A 17631-nucleotide genomic window follows, 5' to 3' on the forward strand; every position below is an offset into this window, starting at 1 on the left:
CGGCGCGCCGGCATGCACGGCGCTAGTCGCCCATGACCAGGCCTTCCCGGCGCGGATCGGCGCCACCCACCAGGCGTCCGTCCTCGATGACGATGCCCTGGATGCCACTGGGAAAATCCACCGCCTTCACCTCGTGGGACATGCCGCGCAAGGCGGGCATCATGTCTTCGAGCACGGTGCCGCGCTCAACCTCGGTGGCCTGATTGCGGCTGCCCATGTTGGGCAATGCGATCGCCTGCTGGATATCCAGTTTCCAGTCCAGCACGCCCACCAGGGTCTTGGCCACGTAGTTAATGATGGCGCTGCCGCCGGGCGACCCCACGGCCATGTAGGGAAGCCCGTCGCGGAACACGATCATGGGCGCCATCGAACTGCGGGGCCGCTTGCCTGGCTGGACACGGTTGGCGACCATGCGCCCTTCAGGGTCCTGCGCCGAGAGGGAAAAGTCCGTGAGCTCATTGTTGAGCAGGAAGCCGCGCACGAAGATCTTGCTGCCGAATGCCGCCTCAATGGAGCTCGTCATCGATATGACGTTGCCCTGCTCGTCGACCGCCACGATGTGCGAGGTGGACGGCAGTTCGGGCGCATCGTCGGCGCCGCGCAGCGCCAGCAATTCTGCCGGGTTGCCCGGCAGCGCCGTGCCCAGGCTGCGATCGTTGCGGATGAGCGCTGCACGCCTTGCCAGGTAGGCCGGCTCGAGCATGGCCTGCACGGGCACCGTCGCGAAGTCGGGATCGGCCACGTAGAACCCCCGGTCGGCAAACGCCAGCCGCCCGGCCTCTGAAAAGTAATGCACGGCCTCGACACTGCGCGGCCCCAGCTTGTCGATGGGAAAGTGCTGCAGGATGCCCAGCATCTGCAGCACGGCCAGGGGCCCGCTGCTGGGAGGCGGCGGCCCGCACAGGCGGTACGCCCGGTAATGGCCGCAAACGGCATCGCGCGTACGGGCCCGATAGCCGGCAAGGTCGGCCACGCTCAGGTCGCCGGGAACGGCGTGCGCGCGTACCGCCGCCACGATGTCGTGCGCAATATCGCCGTGATAGAAGGCGGTGGCCCCCTTGTCGGCCACGCGGCGCAACACGGCGGCATAGTCGGGATTCTTCAACACATGGCCCACTGGCCAGGGTCGTTGGTCGGGGCCAAAGAAGTAGCGCGCCGCAGCGGGTTGCGCCAGCAGGTCGGCACGCGATTCGGCCAGCATGGCGTGCAGGCGCGGCGATACGGCAAAACCGTCGGTGGCGAGCGCGATGGCGGGTTCGAAGAGCGAGCGCCAGGGCAGCTTGCCCTGCTGCGCATGTGCCACCTCGAGCCCGCGCAGCAGCCCCGGCGTGCCAACCGACATGCCGCTGTTGACGGCCTGATTGAATGGCAGAGGCTTGCCATCGCGCATGAAGCGTTCGGCGCGCGCCGCGGCAGGGGCGGTTTCGCGCGCATCGTAGACCCGCAGCTGCCGGTCGCGCGCGGCGTAATGCACCATGAACGCGCCGCCGCCCAATCCCGACGACTGCGGCTCGGTCAGGCCCAGCACCAGTTGCGCCGCGATCGCCGCATCTACCGCGCTGCCGCCCGCCTGCAACATGCGATAGCCGGCCTGCGTCGCCAGGGCATTGGCTGTGGCCACCATGTAGCGTTGCGCGGTGACGGCCGCGCGGGCCTCGTATCCCGTGGCAGCTTCGGGGTTGATGTTCTCGTGAGCGGCGGGCTGGCTGATCGCCATTCCGCACCACAATGCGGCGCAACTAGCGCCCAGCCATGGTAGAACGCGCATCGGACTTCTCCTGCGAGGTGCGACGCCGGTCTGGCGGCCGCCACAGGCATTATCGCAATAGAATGCGCAAGGCCACTGCCCTCGCCTAGGATTGCGCCATGCGCCTGCGCCACATAGAAATTTTCGAAGCCATCCGCCGCACCGGTTCATTGACCGAAGCCGCGGCCGCGCTGCATATATCGCAGCCGGCCGCAAGCAAGCTCCTGGCCAACGCCGAGGCGCAGCTGGGCTTCAAATTGTTTGAACGCGTCAAGGGCCGGCTGGTCGCCACGCGCGAAGCAGAGATCCTCACGCCCGAAGTCACGCGCCTGAACCAGGACCTGAACAGCGTGCGCCGCCTGGCGGCCAGCCTGCGCGAGCGCCCCCACGGCCACTTGCGCGTAGGCTGCGCCCCGGCACTGGGGCTGGGCCTGCTCCCGCAGGTGGTGCGGGCCAGCCGGGAAGCCCGGCCGGGCATCACCTTCGACATCCACACGTATCACAGCGCCGAGCTTGTCCAGGGCTTGCTGGCACGCGAACTCGACCTGGCCGTCACCTTCGATATGCACGACTACCCGGGCCTGACGCGCGCGCCGCTGGGTCATACCGAACTGGTGCACCTGGGGCGCAAGCCCGGCGGCGGCACCACCCGCCTCGCAGACCTGGTCGACGACTCGCTGATCCTGCTCGACTCGCGCGATGCCTCAGGGTCGCTGCTGCAGATGGCCCTGGATGCACAGGGCCTGAACCCCAGTGTGGCGATCCAGGTCCAGACCCACTATGTGGCATGCGCCCTTGCCGAAGCCGGCTGCGGCGAGGCCATCGTCGACGCCATCACAGTACGAGGCATGCTGCGGCCCGGCATGGTGGTGCGTCGGCTCGACCCGCCGCTCAGGGTGCCGCTCAGCATACTCACGCATACGCAGGATCCGCTGTCGGCCCTGCATCGCGAGCTCATCGAGCGCCTGCGGCAGGCATGCGCCGAACTCGAACAGGATTTCCCGGCGGCCTCATGAAAACGGGGCGCCCATGAGGCGCCCCGTTTTCATGGGCGAGGGGGCCGGCATGACGCATGCCGGCCGCTTCGCCGCCCGTTCAGTTGAGCGAGATATTGCTCTTCTTCACGATTTCCTTCGCCCAGTCGTATTGTTCCTGGATTTCCTTGGCGAACTCTTCAGGCGTGTTGCCCGACGGTGCCGAGCCCTGCTTGTCGAGCGCCTCGATGACCTTCGGGTCTTTCAAGGCCACCACGGCGGCATCGCGCAGCTTGTTCACGATGTCCATGGGTGTGCCCTTGGGGGCCAGCAGGCCGTACCACACCGGCTGGTTCAGCTGAGCGAAATCGACGTCTTTGAAGGTGGGCACGTCTTTGATGGTTTCAATGCGCTCGGGCCACGCGATGGCCATGGCGCGCAGCTTGCCCGCCTGGATCTGCGGCATCGACGACGGCAGGTTGTCGAACAGGATTTCGATCTGGCCGCCCACGGCGTCGGCAACGGCCGGGCCCGAACCCTTATACGGCACATGCACGATGTCGGTACCCGTGGCGATCTTGAAAGATTCGCCCATCAGGTGCAGCACCCCGCAGGTGCCCGAGCTGCCGTACGAATACTTGCCCGGGTTCTTCTTCAGCTCTTCGAGGAAGCCCTTGAAGTCCTTGGCGGGAAACTTCGGGTTCACCGACACGACGTTGGCCGTGTTGGCGAAGTTGGTCACGGGCTGGAAGTCCTTGATCGGGTCGTAAGGCAGGTCGTCGGGACGGCAGGCCGAGTTCACCGCCATGGTGGACACCGTGGCGATGGACAAGGTGTAGCCGTCGGGTTCGGCACGCGCTGCTTCGGCCGCGCCGATGGCGCCGCCGGCTCCGCCCTTGTTCTCGACGACCATGGGCTGGCCGAGTTCCTGGCTCATGCGTTGTGTGACCAGGCGCGCGATGATGTCGGTGGAGCCACCGGGCGCGAACGGCACGATCACACGGATAGGCTTGTTGGGATAGGCATCTGCGGCGAGCGCGGCGGACGTGGCGGCCAGGCCCGTGGCAAGCGCGATGGCCGTGGCCAGGGTACGTGCTTTGATCATCATTCTTGTATTTCCTCCAAGTGCGGGCCCCCCGTATGGGAACCGATAGTGCAGGCTTCAGCGGACGGCCGATAAGCCGTGTGCTGTGAAAATGAGGCGAGCGGAGTATATAAAAAACTGGTGCGCTGATGGCGCACGCGCGCTGCCGATTTCGGGGAGAATAGCAGCAAATCGGCGCGCCGCGCGGGCGAAATATGCCGTAGTTTCCCCAATTTTTCCGGATTCCCATGTCGGTCGCCTTGCTCGTCCTGCCCGATTTCCTGCTGGTTGCCCTGGGTTGGCTGATGCGGCACAAGCTGGGCTTCAATCGCGAATTTTTTGCCGGGACGGAACGCATGGTGTATTTCGTGCTTTTCCCGGCAATGCTGTTCCTGGCCATCCTGCGCACGCCCATTACCGCGGGTGACGCACTGACGCTGCTGCAGGCCACCGCCTTGGTGGTGGCCGCCGGCGTGGTGCTGGCCTGGGCAGGCGGCCGCGGCCTGGGAGCGGCGCCGCTCGCCCTGGCGTCGGCGGCCCAGTGCGGATTCCGTTTCAACACCTATATCGGCCTGGCGCTCGCGGCGAGCCTGGGCGGCCCGCAGGGCCAGACCACCATGGCGCTGATTGTGGGCTTTGCCGTGCCTCTGGCCAACATCGCCGCCGTATACGGCCTGGCGCGCCATGGCGGCAGCGGGCTGTGGCGGGAACTGCTGCGCAATCCGCTGCTGGTGGCCACGCTGCTGGGCCTGGCCGGCAACCTCGGCGGCCTGCAGTTGCCCGGCCCGCTCGATTCAGTGCTGTCGCGCCTGGGTGCGGCCTCGCTGGCCCTGGGCATTCTCTGCGTAGGGGCGAGCCTTTCCTGGCAGGGCGGCCAGCAGCAGGGCCGGCTGATCGCCTGGATCCTCGTGGTGAAGCTGTTGTTGCTGCCGCTGGCAGCGCTGGGCGCGGCCCGCCTCTGGGAGCTGCCCGCCAATGAGGCCCGCATGCTGCTGTTGTTCGCGGCGCTGCCCACGGCGTCGGCCGCCTATGTGCTGGCCATGCGCATGGGTGGCGACGGACGCATGGTGTCGTTGTTGATTTCGCTCGGCACCCTGCTCTCGATCGTGACCATCCCCGCCTGGGTCGCGGTGGCCGCCGGGTAGTCCATTTGCGGGGACTGTCGTGGCCGATGCTTCCACGCCGCGCGCGGGCGCAGGCCATGGCCGCACGCCGGACTGACCCGCCCGGCAAATCGCGATCCCGGCGCAAGCCGGATCTTCCGGGCCGCGGGGCGTCGCAGCCAGTCGCGGCCGCGCGTCGCCATGGTCCTGCCCAGGGGCGCAGGCGCCCCGGCTACCTGCGCGAGTTGGTCATGTCAGCGGGTACGACCCACTGCGCAAACTGCTCTTCAGTGACATAGCCCAGCGCCAATGCCGAGTCTTTCAGCGACAGGTTTTCTTTGTGCGCCTTCTTGGCGATCTGCGCGGCTTTGTCGTAACCGATGTGCGGGTTCAGGGCGGTGACCAGCATCAGCGAACGATCGACCAGCTCGGCGATGCGCTCACGATTGGGCTCGATGCCGGCGGCACAATGGCGGTCGAAGCTCGACATGCCGTCGGCCAGCAAGCGTACCGATTGCAGAAAGTTGTGAATGACGAGCGGCTTGAACACATTGAGTTCGAAGTTGCCGCTGGCGCCGCCGATATTGATGGCGACGTCATTGCCCATGACCTGCGCGGCCAGCATGGTGATCGCTTCGCATTGCGTCGGGTTCACCTTGCCCGGCATGATCGAGCTGCCCGGTTCGTTTTCCGGAATGCTGATCTCGCCCAGGCCCGAACGCGGCCCGCTGGCCAGCCAACGCACGTCGTTCGCAATTTTCATCAATCCGGCCGCCAGCGACTTCAGCGCGCCATGGGCGAACAGCAGCGCTTCGTGCGAAGCCAATGCCTGGAACTTGTTGGGAGCCGACACGAATGGCGAGCCGGTTTCGTGCGCCAGTTCGGCGCACACTTTCGCGCTGAACTCGGGGTGCGCGTTCAGGCCGGTACCGACCGCGGTGCCTCCGATGGCCAGCTGGTGCAGCCCCGGCAGCGCCGCGCGCAGCTGTTGCTCGGCCAGGTCCAGTTGGGCCACGTGGCCCGAGAGCTCCTGTCCAAGCGTCAGAGGGGTGGCGTCCTGCAGGTGCGTGCGGCCGATCTTCACAATGTCATAGAACGCCGCGCTTTTGGCCGCCAGCGTGCCGCGCAGGGCCTTCAAGGCCGGCAGCAGATGATGTTCGACCTGAAGGGCCGCGGCCACGTGCATGGCGGTGGGAAAGGTGTCGTTGGACGACTGCCCCCGATTCACGTGGTCGTTGGGATGCACCTTGCGCGCTTCGCCACGTTCGCCACCCAATAGTTCGGAGGCGCGGTTGGCCAGCACCTCGTTGATGTTCATATTGCTCTGCGTACCGGAGCCGGTCTGCCATACCGACAGGGGAAACTCATCGGGCCACTTGCCGGCGATGACCTCATCGGCCGCGCGCGTGATGGCATCGGCGATCGTGGCATCGAGCTCGCCCAGGTCGGCGTTGACCTTTGCAGCCGCTCGCTTCAATTGCGCCATGGCTTGCACCAGGGGTACCGGCATGCGCTCGGTGGATATCGCGAAAAACTGCAGGGAACGCTGGGTCTGGGCGCCCCATAAGTGGTCGGCGGGCACTTCTATCGGACCGAAGGTATCTTTTTCGATACGGTGTTTCATGGCGATTGCATCCTGGCGAGGCCCGCGCGGCACTGGCGCGGGCATGGGCTTGAACGGGAATTGAGCGCAATACGATGCTAGCAGGCGGCTGGCTGCGCCGGGGCCGCTCCCTATAATCGGGACACGTTCTCCCTGTTTTACCACTCGACTCCCACTATGTCCGTTCCCGCGAGCAGCCTATCCCTGCATTTGCCCGACGAAGCCGCCACCGAGGCGCTGGCGCGCCAGCTGGCGCCCCTGGTAAGCGGGGCGGCCAGCCTGCCGCCAGGGGGACGAATCTACCTGCAAGGAGACCTGGGCGCCGGCAAAACGGCGTTCACCCGGGCACTGTTGCGCGGATGCGGCATATCGGGGCGGATCAAAAGCCCCAGCTATGCCCTGCTTGAATCTTATAAAGTTTCTAACTTATACTTCTATCACTTTGATTTTTATAGATTTAGCGATCCGCGCGAATGGCTGGACGCAGGTTTTCGAGATTTACTGCGCGATGACGCCGTCGTTTTGATCGAATGGCCCGAGCGTGCGGAGGGGGTGCTTCCCCCGCCCGACATGCAGATTTCGCTGGTTTATGCCGAACCGGGCCGCGACGTCACCCTGACTGCCCATACCGCCCGAGGACAAACATGGTTGAACGCGATTGTCCCAATGCCCCAGGCGCCCTTTCCCCCCGCGGCGCCCAACGCCGACGCCTGATCAGCGTCGCCACGACGCTGCTCGTCCTGCCGGTGCTGCCCCGACTGGCCAGCGCCGCCACGATCCTGGCCGTGCGTACCTGGCCAGCCGACGAGTACACGCGCGTCACGCTGGAACTCGACAGCGAACTCAAAGCCGAACATTTCACGCTGGAAAACCCGCACCGCCTGGTGGTCGATATCGAAGGGCTGCAAGTCAGCACCGCGCTGAACCAGCTCATCTCCAAGGTGCGCCCCGACGACCCGTACATCCAGGCCCTGAGGGTGGCTCAGAACCGCCCCAATGTCGTGCGCCTGGTCTTTGATCTCAAGCAGGGCGTGGCGCCGCAGGTGTTCACGCTCAAGCCGGTGGGCGACTATCAATACCGGCTGGTGCTCGACCTGTATCCCAAGGTGGCGCAAGACCCGTTGATGGCCATGCTGAAAAAGCAGGCGGGGCCTGACGTCGACGATCCGCTCGCGCGCATTCTCGAAGACATCGCACGCAATCCGGTCACGCCCACAGCCCCCGCGCCGCAAGCTCAGGGGCAAGAACCGCCGCCTGCCATCGCCATGCCGAAGCCCGCGCCCGAGCCCACCCGCCCGGGCCGCCGCAAGCGCATGGTCACCATCGCGCTCGACCCGGGCCACGGTGGCGAAGATCCCGGCGCCATCGGCAAGTCGGGCCTGCGCGAAAAAGACGTGGTGCTGCGCATCGCGCGCCGGCTGAAGGCGCTGATCGACGACCAGCCCAACATGCGCGCCTACCTGACCCGCGACGACGACTACTTCGTGCCGCTGCATGTGCGCGTGCAGAAGGCCCGCCGCGTGCGGGCCGACCTGTTCATTTCCATCCACGCCGACGCCTGGATCAAGCCCACGGCCAGCGGCTCATCGGTGTTCGCGCTGTCCGAGCGCGGCGCCACCAGCACGCAGGCGCGCTGGCTGGCGAACAAGGAAAACGCGGCCGACCTGATCGGCGGCGTGAACCTGGGAAGCCACGACAAACAGGTGGCCAAGGTGTTGCTCGACCTGTCCACGACGGCGCAGATCAATGATTCGCTGCGGCTGGGCGCCGCCTTCCTGGACGAGATCAAGAAGATCAACCGGCTGCACAAGCGGCAAGTCGAACAGGCCGGCTTCGCCGTGCTCAAGGCACCCGATATTCCGTCCATACTCGTCGAGACCGCTTTCATCAGCAATCCGCGCGAAGAAGAGCTGCTGCGCTCGGGCAGCCACCAGCAGAAGCTGGCCCAGGCCATGCTGACCGGCATCCAGCAATACTTCGTGGCAAATCCGCCGCTGGCCCACATCGCCGACGCCAGCTGATCCCGGCCGTGCACCGCCGCGTGTCCCGGCACGCCTGCGGAGCGCACAGGCCGGTGTAACCAGCATGGCGCCATTTTCCGCAGGCCGCCCGCCCCGGTACGCGCCCGGTCTCATAAATCCTGACCGGGCCGGGGCGCAAGGCATATGATTGCAGTTCCCCCCGGCCGGAACAAGATCATGAACGCCCCATCCCTCGAACCGCCGCGCCTGTTTCCGACCATGCTCTGCCGCGACGCCGAGCAAATGATCCGATGGCTGAAGGACATCCTGGGCTATACCGAACACGTGGTGTACCGGCACGCCGGCATGGTGGTGCACGCCGAACTGGTGTATGGCTCTTCCATCCTGATGCTGGGGCAGCACCGTGATCACGCCTACAGCAAGCTGGTGGGCAGCCTCGATGGCCGACGCACCGATTCGCTGTACATGGCCGTGGATGACCCCGATGCGCTATACACCAAGGTGGTCGACGCGGGCACTGTGATCGAGAAAGAAATCTCCGATACCGACTACGGCAGCCGTGAGTTTTCGTGCCGCGATCCGGAAAACAACCTGTGGACATTCGGCAGCTACTGGCCGAAGGCGGGCGGACCGCCCGCCGATCACCCCGGCTGACATCGCGTCGGCGGACGCTCAGCGGCGCGGGCCGGCGCGAAGGCCGCGTGCCCCCTTCAACAGGGCGGCAATGGCCACGGGAACGATGGCAGCCGCGATGCCCAGCAGCACGATGGTGTTGAGGTGATCTTTCACGACCGGGATATTGCCGAAAAAGAACCCGGCCGCAATCAGCCCCGCGACCCACAACACGGCTCCGCCCACGTTGAAGATCTGGAAACGCAGCCAGTCCATCGCCGCCACCCCCGCCACGAAAGGCGCGAACGTGCGGACCACCGGCAGGAAGCGCGCCATCACGATGGTCTTGCCGCCGTGTTTTGCGTAGAACCGGTGCGTGCGCATGAGCGCCGCGCGATCCAGGATATGCGAACTCATGGTGAAGACGCGCGGCCCCACCTTGCGTCCGATAGCGTAGTTGACGGTGTTGCCGGCCGCAGCGGCCAGCACCAGCGATGCGCCCAGCCAGAGGGGATCGAGCCCACCCGTGGCTCCGATGGCCCCGGCGATGAACAGCAGAGAATCGCCGGGCAGGAAAGGCAACACCACCAACCCGGTCTCGGCAAAAACAATCAAGAACAGAACCAGATAAACCGAAGTGCCGTATTGGTCGACCCAGATACCCAGCGTCTGGTCGATATGCAACACCATCTGAAAAAAATCGAGCATGCAATCGGGATGTGGAAAGCGCCGGCAAATGGCAGGAAGGCGTAGCCGAGCGCGATGACGCGGCCGGGCCTCGCAGCCGCGCGCGGGTTGCGGCGGGGCCCGGCATGCCGGGCGCTCATCCGGTCCCGCGCGCGCCATGACGGCGCGGCGACGACGCCGGCGGCGCCAGCCCGGCAGGGTCACGGCGGCCGGGCAGCGCGGCCCACAGTCTACGCGCGGCCGCGCATCGGCATCGCGGCCGTGCTGCGCCCGGGCGCCCGTACGCCTCGCGGCTTGAACAGGCTACGACTATAACGCACGCGGGGCCGCGGGCTGTCCCGCGAGACGCCAGAGGCGGCGGGCTAAAATTGGCGCATGTCCCATTCGTCCCAGCCGCTTTCCATGTCCGATCGCCGCGCCATCGCCGCCCTGCCCGACCTGCTGATCAGCCAGATCGCCGCGGGCGAAGTGATCGAGCGGCCCGCCTCGGTACTGAAGGAAGTGCTCGAGAACGCCATCGATGCCGGCGCGCGCGCCATTGAAGTGCGGCTGGAGGGCGGCGGCATTCGGCGCATTGCCGTCACCGATGACGGCGTGGGCATTCCGCCTGAAGAGTTGCCGCTGGCACTGACCCGCCATGCCACCAGCAAGATCCGGTCGCTCGACGAACTGGAATCCGTCGCCTCGATGGGTTTCCGCGGCGAGGCGCTTGCCTCCATCGCTTCGGTGGCGCAGGTCAGCCTGATTTCACGCACCCGACAGGCCCCGAACGCGTGGCAGATCGATGGCGGCAGCCTGCAGGTCACGCCCGCTTCGGGTCCTCCCGGCACCACCATCGACGTGCGCCAGCTCTTTGACTCAGTGCCCGCGCGCCGCAAGTTCCTGCGCGCCGAAGCCACCGAGTTCGGCCACTGCGTCGATGCCATGGAACGCATCGCGCTGGCCCACCCCCACATCGCCTTCCGGCTGTTCCATCACGACCGTGCACAGCGCCAGTGGCTGCCCGCGGACCCCGGACAACGCATACGCGATGTGCTGGGCGCCGAGTTCGCAGAACATGGGCTGCCCCTGAGTGCCTCGGCAGGCGCCATCAGCCTGTCGGGCATGGTCACGCGGCCTACCGCCGCACGCGCCCGCGCCGACCGCCAGTATCTGTATGTCAACGGCCGCTATGTGCGTGATCGCACCGTCAGCCACGCGCTGCGCGCGGCGTACGCCGACGTGCTGCACGGCGACCGTCAGCCCGCCTATGTGCTGTACCTGGACATCGACCCCGGCGCGGTCGACGTCAACGTGCATCCCGCCAAATCCGAAGTGCGTTTCCGGGACAGCGGCGCGGTGCATCGCTTTGTCGGGCAAGTGGTGGCCCAGGCCTTGGCGCAGACCGGCGGCGCCTCGGCCGTGGCGGTGGCGCCCTCCGACGCGCCCGGGCAAGCCACCCCCGGCGCCGACGCGGGTACGGGTGCGCTCGCTGCCGCGCCGACCGCCACAGCATCGCACGATTCGCCCGCCGCCGGCCGCGGCGAGCCGGCCTGGAAGGCCCCGGCTGCACCGGCCCCGGCCGCCGTACGGCCGCATTCACAGATGCCGTTCCGGCTGCACGCCGAACCCGCGGGCATTCCGGCCGCCGACTGGCGTTCGCTGTACCGCCCGCTCGAAGGCGCGCAGCCCGCGCCAGCTGAATTGCGCGAAGCCTCGCCCACGCCCGCATCCTTGCCGGCCGACGAAGAACATCCGCTGGGCATGGCGCTGGCACAGTTGCATGGCGTCTATATCCTGGCGCAAAATCGGCGCGGGCTGGTGCTGGTAGACATGCACGCGGCGCATGAGCGGGTGGTGTACGAACAACTCAAGCGTGCCCTGGACGCCCGTGACCTGCCCCGCCAGGACCTGTTGGTTCCAGTGGTGTTCCACGCGCAGGAAAAAGACGTCGCCCTCGCAGAAGAACACCAGGACGAGCTGGCCGGACTGGGCTTCGATATGCGGCCCACCGGCCCCACCTCGATCGCCGTGCGTTCGGTGCCGGCGCTGCTGGCGCGTGGCGACATCGAGACCCTGGCGCGCGCCGTGCTGCGCGACCTTGGCGCGGTAGGCGTTTCGCGCCTGCTGACCGAACAGCGCAACGAACTGCTCTCGACCATGGCGTGCCATGGGTCAGTACGCGCCAACCGGCGCCTGACCATAGAAGAAATGAACGCCCTGCTGCGCCAGATGGAAGTGACCGAGCGCGCCGACCAGTGCAATCACGGCCGCCCCACCTGGGTGCAATGGTCGGTAACCGACCTGGACAAACTTTTCCTGCGTGGTCAGTAAACATGGCACGCTTGTTGACCGGCCCCGGCACGACGTTTCCGACCGAATGAGCGCCGACGCACCCATCATCTGCCTGGCCGGGCCCACGGCCGCGGGCAAGAGCGCCGCCACGCTGGCACTGGCGCAGCGCTGGCCTCTGGAAGTCGTCAACGTCGATTCGGCCACCATCTACCAGGGCATGGATATCGGCACGGCCAAGCCATCGGCCGACGAGCGGGCACAGGTGCTACAGCACTTGCTCGACATCCGTGACCCCGCGCAGTCGTATTCGGCTGCCGAGTTCCGGTCCGACGCCTTGCGGCTGATCGCGGACATCCGCTCGCGCGGACGCATGCCGCTGTTGGCCGGCGGCACCATGATGTACTACAAGGCGCTGCGCGACGGTCTGGACGACCTGCCCCAGGCCGACCCCGCGCTGCGTGCCGAACTCGAAGAACGGGCGGAACGTCTGGGCTGGCCCGCCCTGCACTCCGAGCTGGCCGCGCTGGATCCGCCTACCGCCGCGCGCCTGGCGCCCAACGACAGCCAGCGCATACAGCGTGCGCTGGAAATCTGCCTGCTGAGCGGGCAGCCCATGTCGGCGCTGCTGACGCGGCACAGGCTGCAGGCCGACAGGCCGTCCACACACCGCTACCTGACCATCAGCCTGGAACCCGGCGATCGCGCCGCGCTGCATGCGCGCATCGCACAGCGTTACGACGACATGCTCGCGAGCGGCTTGCTGGATGAAGTGAGGACCCTGCGTGCACGCGGCGACCTGCATCCGGGCCTGCCCTCGGTGCGATGCGTGGGCTACCGGCAGATGTGGGCCCATCTGGACGGCGAGGTCGATCTCGCGACCGCGCGCGAACAGGCCATTGCAGCGACCCGCCAGCTCGCGAAACGGCAGCTGACCTGGCTGCGCGCACAGCCCGAACGCGTCGTCGTGGATTGCCTTGCCAGCGAGGCGGTATCACGCACCGTCGATGCGGTGGCCGTTGCGCTGAAGAACGGATGACGCCTGTTGGCGGGTAGGAAGGCGGCGGCGCCGGCCGCGCCCGGCATGCGCGAGCGGCGCACCCGCTCAAGGGGGCCCGCGGCGCGGCACCGGACTCAGACCACCACGGTCTGGGCTTCGCCGTCTTGCTGCGCCACGATCTCGCCGATGCGGCTGACGGTTTCACCCTGCGACTGCAAGGTGGCGGCAACCGCGTCGGCCTGGTCTGCGGCCACGACGATGACCATGCCGATGCCGCAGTTGAACACGCGGTGCATTTCGGAATCGGCTACGTTGCCCTGCTGCTGCAGCCACTGGAACAGGGGCGGCATCTGCCAGGCATCGCGATGCAGGCGGGCCGCGAGACCGGGTTGAAGAATGCGCGGCACGTTATCGAGCAGGCCGCCGCCCGTGATATGGGCCAGGCCCTTGATGCCGCCCGCGTGCGCGGCCATCGCGGCCAGCACCTGCTTCACATAGATGCGCGTGGGGGCCATGACCACGTCGACCAGCGGCTGCCCGTGGAAGTCCTGGTCGGGACGCGCGCCCGCGCGTTCGATGATTTTGCGCACCAGCGAATAACCGTTGGAGTGTGCGCCGCTCGAGGCCAGACCGAGCACGACGTCGCCGGGCTGGATGGACTTGCCATCGAGGATTTCCGATTTTTCGACCGCGCCCACGGCGAATCCGGCCAGGTCGTATTCTCCGTCGGGGTACATGCCGGGCATTTCGGCCGTTTCGCCCCCGATCAGCGCGCAGCCCGCGAGCTCGCAACCCCGGGCAATGCCGCCCACCACGGCGGCGGCGGTGTCCACGGACAGCCTGCCGCAGGCGAAGTAATCCAGGAAGAACAGCGGCTCGGCACCCTGCACCAGGATATCGTTGACGCTCATGGCGACCAGATCCACGCCCACGGTGTCGTGGCGGTTCCATTCGAAGGCCAGGCGCAGCTTGGTGCCCACGCCGTCGGTGCCGGAAACCAGCACGGGCTCGCGGTACTTCCCGGGCACCTGGAACAAGGCGCCGAACCCGCCGATGCCGGCCAGGACGCCGGGACGCATGGTGCGCGCAGCCAGGGGCTTGATGCGGTCGACCAGGGCATCGCCCGCGTCGATATCGACGCCGGCGTCGCGGTACGTCAGGGGGGCGGAAGGTTGAGTAGTCATGAGAAAAACCGTGGGGTATGTAACAATTGCAGGGTTTACGGGGTGCCGATCCGGCATTTTACGATGCCCTGGCGTTTGCTATCGTGCGATGCGGCCGGCCACGGCCTTGCGACCCCGCCACGTCCATATTTTCGTCCATGACTCGCCAGCTGCTGCTCGACGTACTGCCCGCACCCGCTCCCACGCTGCAGAACTACATCGCAGGCCCCAATACCGAGGCGCTGGCCGCCGCACGCGACCTGGCGCCGGGCCGCGCCATGTATCTGTGGGGCGCCGCCGGCTGCGGCCGCAGCCATCTGCTGCGCGGCCTGGCCGCCCGCCCGGGCGCCGTTTATATCGACGCCGCGCAGGCGCCACAGGCGTTGCGGCAATTGGCCGATGCCGACTCTTCGGCAGTCATGCCGCCCCTGGCGGCCGTCGATGATGTGCATCGCATGAACGAAGCAGGCCAGGCCGCGCTGTTCGCCTTGTACAATCGGTGGCGCGAATGCGCGGCCACCGGCCGCGCATTCGTCTTGGCGATCGCGGGCGACCGCGCGCCCCTGTCCATGCCGTTGCGCGAAGACCTACGCACCCGCCTGGGCTGGGACCTGGTCTTCCGGCTTGAACCGCTTTCCGATGCTGACAAGGTGGCCGCGCTGGCGGCGCAGGCCGCCGACCGAGGGCTGCAACTGGCTCCCGAGGTCATCCAGTGGATGCTCACGCATCGTGAACGCGACATCCGCAAGCTGGCCGCGCTGCTCGACGCCCTGGACCGCTATTCCCTGGCCACTGGCCGGGCCATTACCATTCCGCTGCTGCGCGCCATGCTGGCAGACCCCGATACACAAACGCCATGAAGCCCCGACGACTCGCGCTGTTCGACCTGGACCACACGCTGCTGCCGCTCGACAGCGACTACCAATGGGCCGATTTCCTGGCACGCACCGGGCGCGCCGGCGATCCTGAAGAAGCGCGCCGGCGCAACGACGACCTCATGGTGCGCTACAACCAGGGGCAGCTCACCGCCGACCAGGCCGCCGAATTCATGCTGGGCCTGCTGGCCGCCCACACACCATTCGATCTGGCCGCCTGGCACGAAGAGTTCATGGCCGAAGTGGTGCGGCCCGACATCACGCCTCAGGCCCTGCAACTGGTCGATCGGCACCTGGCGGCAGGCGACCTGTGCGCACTGGTCACGGCCACCAACAGTTTTGTCACGGCGCCCATCGCGCGCGCATTCGGCGTCACGCACCTGATCGCCACCGACCCTGAATACCTCAATGGACGCTACACCGGCCGCATCTACGGCACGCCCAGCTTTCAGCATGGCAAGGTCGTTCGCGTGAACGAGTGGCTCGCAGGAATGGGGCTCACGCTTGCGGATTTTTCCGAATCGTTCTTTTATAGCGATTCGACCAACGATGTACCGCTGCTCGAGGCCGTCACCCGGCCGATAGCCACCAATCCCAGCCCGTCGTTGCGAGAGATCGCCCAAGCCCGCGGCTGGCAGGTGCTCGATCTGTTCGAGCACATGGAAGACGCTAAATCCTAAATGATCACCGACACCATAAAAAAATTCGTCGGCCGGCTGTTCATGCCGGCCGCCCGGGGGCCACAGCGCATCGGGCGCGACAAGCACGGCATTGATCGCCGCAATGTGTCCCGGCATGCCATCAAGGTATGCGACGTCCTGCGCCAGCATGGCTATGCCGCCTATATCGTCGGCGGCGCCGTACGCGACCTGATCGTCGGCCTGGAACCCAAGGACTTCGACGTGGCCACGAACGCCACGCCCGAACAGATCCGGCCGCTGTTCCGGCGGGCCCGCATCATCGGCCGCCGCTTCCAGCTCGTCCACGTGGTGTTCGGACCCGAAATCATTGAAACGTCGACGTTCCGGGCGCCGGCCTCGCAAGACCAGGAGACCGACGAACACGGCCGCATCTTGCGCGACAACGTATTCGGCACCCACGAAGAAGATGCCGCACGGCGCGATTTCACCATGAACGCGCTGTACTACGACCCGCACACCGAAGAGGTCATCGACTTCCACCAGGGCGTGCAAGACCTGAAGAAGCGCCAGGTGCGCATCATCGGCGATCCGGTGCAGCGCTACCGCGAAGACCCGGTGCGCATGCTGCGGGCGGTACGCTTCGCCGCCAAGCTCAACGGCACCATCGATCCGGCCACGCGCCAGCCCATCGGCACCATGGCGTCGCTGATCGAGAACGTGCCGGCGTCGCGCCTGTTCGACGAAATGCTCAAGCTGCTGACCTGCGGCCATGCCATGGATTGTTTGCGGCAGTTGCGCGCCGATGGCCTGCATCACGGCATGCTGCCGTTGCTGGACGTGGTGCTTGAACAGCCGGGTGGCGAGCACTTCGTGGAACTGGCGCTCGAACGCACCGACAAGCGCGTACGTACCGGCAAGAGCATCAGCCCCAGCTTCCTGTTTGCGGCGCTGCTGTGGCAGCAGGTGGATTCGCGCTGGAAGCAATTGCGAGCCGACGGCGAACACACCATTCCGGCGCTGGTCAGCGCGGCCGATTCGGTGCTCGACGAACAAACCGAAAAGCTGGCGATCCAGCGCCGGTTCTCTTCGGATATGCGCGAGATCTGGTTCATGCAGCCGCGCTTCGAGCGGCGCTCGGGCAAGACCATCTACCGCATGATCGAACAGCCGCGCTTTCGCGCCGCCTGCGATTTCCTGCAATTGCGTGCCGCCGCAGGCGAATTCGACAGCGTGCTGGCGCAGTGGTGGATGGACCTGGCCAATGGCGATGATGCCACCCGCGCCGACATGATCGAAGCGCTCTCGAAGTTGCCGCGCGATCCGGCCGAAGCCGGCGCGCCGCGCAAACGCCGCCGCCGCCCTCGCCGCGCCGCTGCGCCGCAAGCCACCGAATGACGCGCCCCGCCCGCGCCTACGTCGGCCTGGGCGCCAACCTGGGCGACGCCGTCGCCACCTTGCGCATCGCCTTGGACGAACTTGCGGCCGCGCCGGGCATCGTGGGCTGCCGCCCTTCGAGCTTCTATCGCAGCGCGCCGGTGGACGCCGACGGGCCTGATTTCATCAATGCCGTCGCGTGCGTGGACACCACCCTGGCGCCGCTGGCGCTGCTGGACGTGCTGCAAGCCCTTGAAACCCGGCACGGCCGGGAGCGGCCTTACAGGAACGCACCGCGCACGCTGGATCTGGACTTGCTGCTGCATGGCAATTCCACCATGGATACGCCCAGACTCGCTTTGCCGCATCCGCGCATGCACCAGCGCGCCTTCGTGCTGGTGCCGCTGGCCGAGCTTACGCCAGATCTCGTATTGCCGGCCGGACCCCTGCCCGCGCTCATTTCGCGACTGGGCGACCAGCCTGTCGAGCGCTTGCCGGGCTGAAGCCGGACGTGC

16 protein-coding genes are annotated in these 17631 nt (G+C 66.8%); 11 read left to right on the forward strand and 5 right to left on the reverse strand.

Annotation, left to right across the window (positions count from 1 at the left end; all coding sequences use genetic code 11):
- Positions 1-22: 22 nt before the first annotated feature.
- Positions 23-1768: a gamma-glutamyltransferase gene (gene ggt, locus ACV17W_RS08865; protein ID WP_462596055.1), complete on the reverse strand. Its 1746-nt coding sequence runs from the start codon at positions 1766-1768 to the stop codon at positions 23-25.
- 98 nt (positions 1769-1866) lie between these two features.
- Here ggt and ACV17W_RS08870 point away from each other — a divergent pair, with 98 nt between their 5' ends.
- Positions 1867-2763 (forward strand): LysR family transcriptional regulator, encoded by an 897-nt coding sequence (locus ACV17W_RS08870; protein WP_462596056.1) that lies wholly within the window; start codon positions 1867-1869, stop codon positions 2761-2763.
- 79 nt (positions 2764-2842) lie between these two features.
- Here the strand turns inward: ACV17W_RS08870 and ACV17W_RS08875 are convergent, their stop codons facing one another.
- Positions 2843-3826 (reverse strand): tripartite tricarboxylate transporter substrate binding protein BugE, encoded by a 984-nt coding sequence (locus tag ACV17W_RS08875; RefSeq protein ID WP_462596503.1) that lies wholly within the window; start codon positions 3824-3826, stop codon positions 2843-2845.
- 227 nt (positions 3827-4053) lie between these two features.
- Here ACV17W_RS08875 and ACV17W_RS08880 point away from each other — a divergent pair, with 227 nt between their 5' ends.
- Positions 4054-4950, forward strand: coding sequence for an AEC family transporter (locus ACV17W_RS08880; protein WP_462596057.1), 897 nt, complete (start codon positions 4054-4056; stop codon positions 4948-4950).
- A 190-nt stretch (positions 4951-5140) separates the two neighbouring features.
- On the opposite strand, the gene fumC is transcribed toward ACV17W_RS08880, so the two are convergent.
- Positions 5141-6532: a class II fumarate hydratase gene (gene fumC, locus ACV17W_RS08885; protein ID WP_462596058.1), complete on the reverse strand. Its 1392-nt coding sequence runs from the start codon at positions 6530-6532 to the stop codon at positions 5141-5143.
- A 156-nt stretch (positions 6533-6688) separates the two neighbouring features.
- On the opposite strand from fumC, the gene tsaE reads away from it, so the two are divergent.
- The 3 genes from tsaE to ACV17W_RS08900 all read left to right on the forward strand — a co-directional run bounded on the left by tsaE (position 6689) and on the right by ACV17W_RS08900 (position 9147).
- Positions 6689-7225 carry a tRNA (adenosine(37)-N6)-threonylcarbamoyltransferase complex ATPase subunit type 1 TsaE gene (gene tsaE, locus ACV17W_RS08890; RefSeq protein ID WP_462596059.1) on the forward strand — a complete coding sequence of 179 codons (537 nt, stop codon included), beginning with the start codon at positions 6689-6691 and terminating at the stop codon, positions 7223-7225.
- Positions 7156-8532, forward strand: a complete 1377-nt coding sequence (locus tag ACV17W_RS08895) for an N-acetylmuramoyl-L-alanine amidase (protein WP_462596060.1) — start codon at positions 7156-7158, stop codon at positions 8530-8532. Before tsaE ends, ACV17W_RS08895 begins: the two co-directional genes overlap by 70 nt.
- Positions 8533-8709: 177 nt before the next feature.
- Positions 8710-9147, forward strand: coding sequence for a VOC family protein (locus tag ACV17W_RS08900; protein ID WP_462596061.1), 438 nt, complete (start codon positions 8710-8712; stop codon positions 9145-9147).
- Positions 9148-9165: 18 nt separating this feature from the next.
- Here ACV17W_RS08900 and ACV17W_RS08905 read toward each other — a convergent pair whose 3' ends face one another.
- On the reverse strand, positions 9166-9813 hold the full coding sequence (locus tag ACV17W_RS08905) for a VTT domain-containing protein (protein WP_462596062.1): 648 nt from the start codon (positions 9811-9813) through the stop codon (positions 9166-9168).
- 381 nt (positions 9814-10194) lie between these two features.
- On the opposite strand from ACV17W_RS08905, the gene mutL reads away from it, so the two are divergent.
- Positions 10195-12105, forward strand: coding sequence for a DNA mismatch repair endonuclease MutL (mutL, locus tag ACV17W_RS08910; protein WP_462596504.1), 1911 nt, complete (start codon positions 10195-10197; stop codon positions 12103-12105).
- Positions 12106-12151: 46 nt separating this feature from the next.
- Positions 12152-13102: a tRNA (adenosine(37)-N6)-dimethylallyltransferase MiaA gene (gene miaA, locus ACV17W_RS08915; RefSeq protein ID WP_462596063.1), complete on the forward strand. Its 951-nt coding sequence runs from the start codon at positions 12152-12154 to the stop codon at positions 13100-13102.
- A gap of 95 nt (positions 13103-13197) precedes the next feature.
- Here miaA and purM read toward each other — a convergent pair whose 3' ends face one another.
- Complete coding sequence (gene purM, locus ACV17W_RS08920) at positions 13198-14247, reverse strand: phosphoribosylformylglycinamidine cyclo-ligase (protein ID WP_462596064.1); 1050 nt, start codon at positions 14245-14247, stop codon at positions 13198-13200.
- 137 nt (positions 14248-14384) lie between these two features.
- Here purM and hda point away from each other — a divergent pair, with 137 nt between their 5' ends.
- From hda to ACV17W_RS08940, 4 genes are read left to right on the forward strand one after another with little or no spacing between them, the layout of a single operon-like run.
- Positions 14385-15086 (forward strand): DnaA regulatory inactivator Hda, encoded by a 702-nt coding sequence (gene hda, locus ACV17W_RS08925; RefSeq protein WP_462596065.1) that lies wholly within the window; start codon positions 14385-14387, stop codon positions 15084-15086.
- The gene (locus ACV17W_RS08930; RefSeq protein WP_462596066.1) at positions 15083-15781 is read left to right on the forward strand and encodes an HAD family hydrolase; all 699 of its coding nucleotides are present in this window, start codon (positions 15083-15085) and stop codon (positions 15779-15781) included. Before hda ends, ACV17W_RS08930 begins: the two co-directional genes overlap by 4 nt.
- Entirely contained in the window at positions 15782-17137 is a 1356-nt protein-coding gene (pcnB, locus tag ACV17W_RS08935) for a polynucleotide adenylyltransferase PcnB (RefSeq protein ID WP_462596067.1), read from the forward strand.
- Positions 17134-17619, forward strand: a complete 486-nt coding sequence (locus ACV17W_RS08940; RefSeq protein WP_462596068.1) for a 2-amino-4-hydroxy-6-hydroxymethyldihydropteridine diphosphokinase — start codon at positions 17134-17136, stop codon at positions 17617-17619. The genes pcnB and ACV17W_RS08940 overlap by 4 nt, the downstream gene beginning before the upstream one ends.
- The last annotated feature ends 12 nt before the right edge of the window (positions 17620-17631 follow it).

The organism is Bordetella sp. MIP270_01_BMS, from assembly GCF_054958705.1.

Coding starts and splice junctions, on each gene's coding strand:
- ggt (WP_462596055.1), bottom strand. CDS start 1,768: ATGCGCGTTCTACCATGGCTGGGCGCTAGTTGCGCCGCATTGTGGTGC.
- ACV17W_RS08870 (WP_462596056.1), top strand. CDS start 1,867: ATGCGCCTGCGCCACATAGAAATTTTCGAAGCCATCCGCCGCACCGGT.
- ACV17W_RS08875 (WP_462596503.1), bottom strand. CDS start 3,826: ATGATCAAAGCACGTACCCTGGCCACGGCCATCGCGCTTGCCACGGGC.
- ACV17W_RS08880 (WP_462596057.1), top strand. CDS start 4,054: ATGTCGGTCGCCTTGCTCGTCCTGCCCGATTTCCTGCTGGTTGCCCTG.
- fumC (WP_462596058.1), bottom strand. CDS start 6,532: ATGAAACACCGTATCGAAAAAGATACCTTCGGTCCGATAGAAGTGCCC.
- tsaE (WP_462596059.1), top strand. CDS start 6,689: ATGTCCGTTCCCGCGAGCAGCCTATCCCTGCATTTGCCCGACGAAGCC.
- ACV17W_RS08895 (WP_462596060.1), top strand. CDS start 7,156: ATGGTTGAACGCGATTGTCCCAATGCCCCAGGCGCCCTTTCCCCCCGC.
- ACV17W_RS08900 (WP_462596061.1), top strand. CDS start 8,710: ATGAACGCCCCATCCCTCGAACCGCCGCGCCTGTTTCCGACCATGCTC.
- ACV17W_RS08905 (WP_462596062.1), bottom strand. CDS start 9,813: ATGCTCGATTTTTTTCAGATGGTGTTGCATATCGACCAGACGCTGGGT.
- mutL (WP_462596504.1), top strand. CDS start 10,195: ATGTCCGATCGCCGCGCCATCGCCGCCCTGCCCGACCTGCTGATCAGC.
- miaA (WP_462596063.1), top strand. CDS start 12,152: ATGAGCGCCGACGCACCCATCATCTGCCTGGCCGGGCCCACGGCCGCG.
- purM (WP_462596064.1), bottom strand. CDS start 14,247: ATGACTACTCAACCTTCCGCCCCCCTGACGTACCGCGACGCCGGCGTC.
- hda (WP_462596065.1), top strand. CDS start 14,385: ATGACTCGCCAGCTGCTGCTCGACGTACTGCCCGCACCCGCTCCCACG.
- ACV17W_RS08930 (WP_462596066.1), top strand. CDS start 15,083: ATGAAGCCCCGACGACTCGCGCTGTTCGACCTGGACCACACGCTGCTG.
- pcnB (WP_462596067.1), top strand. CDS start 15,782: ATGATCACCGACACCATAAAAAAATTCGTCGGCCGGCTGTTCATGCCG.
- ACV17W_RS08940 (WP_462596068.1), top strand. CDS start 17,134: ATGACGCGCCCCGCCCGCGCCTACGTCGGCCTGGGCGCCAACCTGGGC.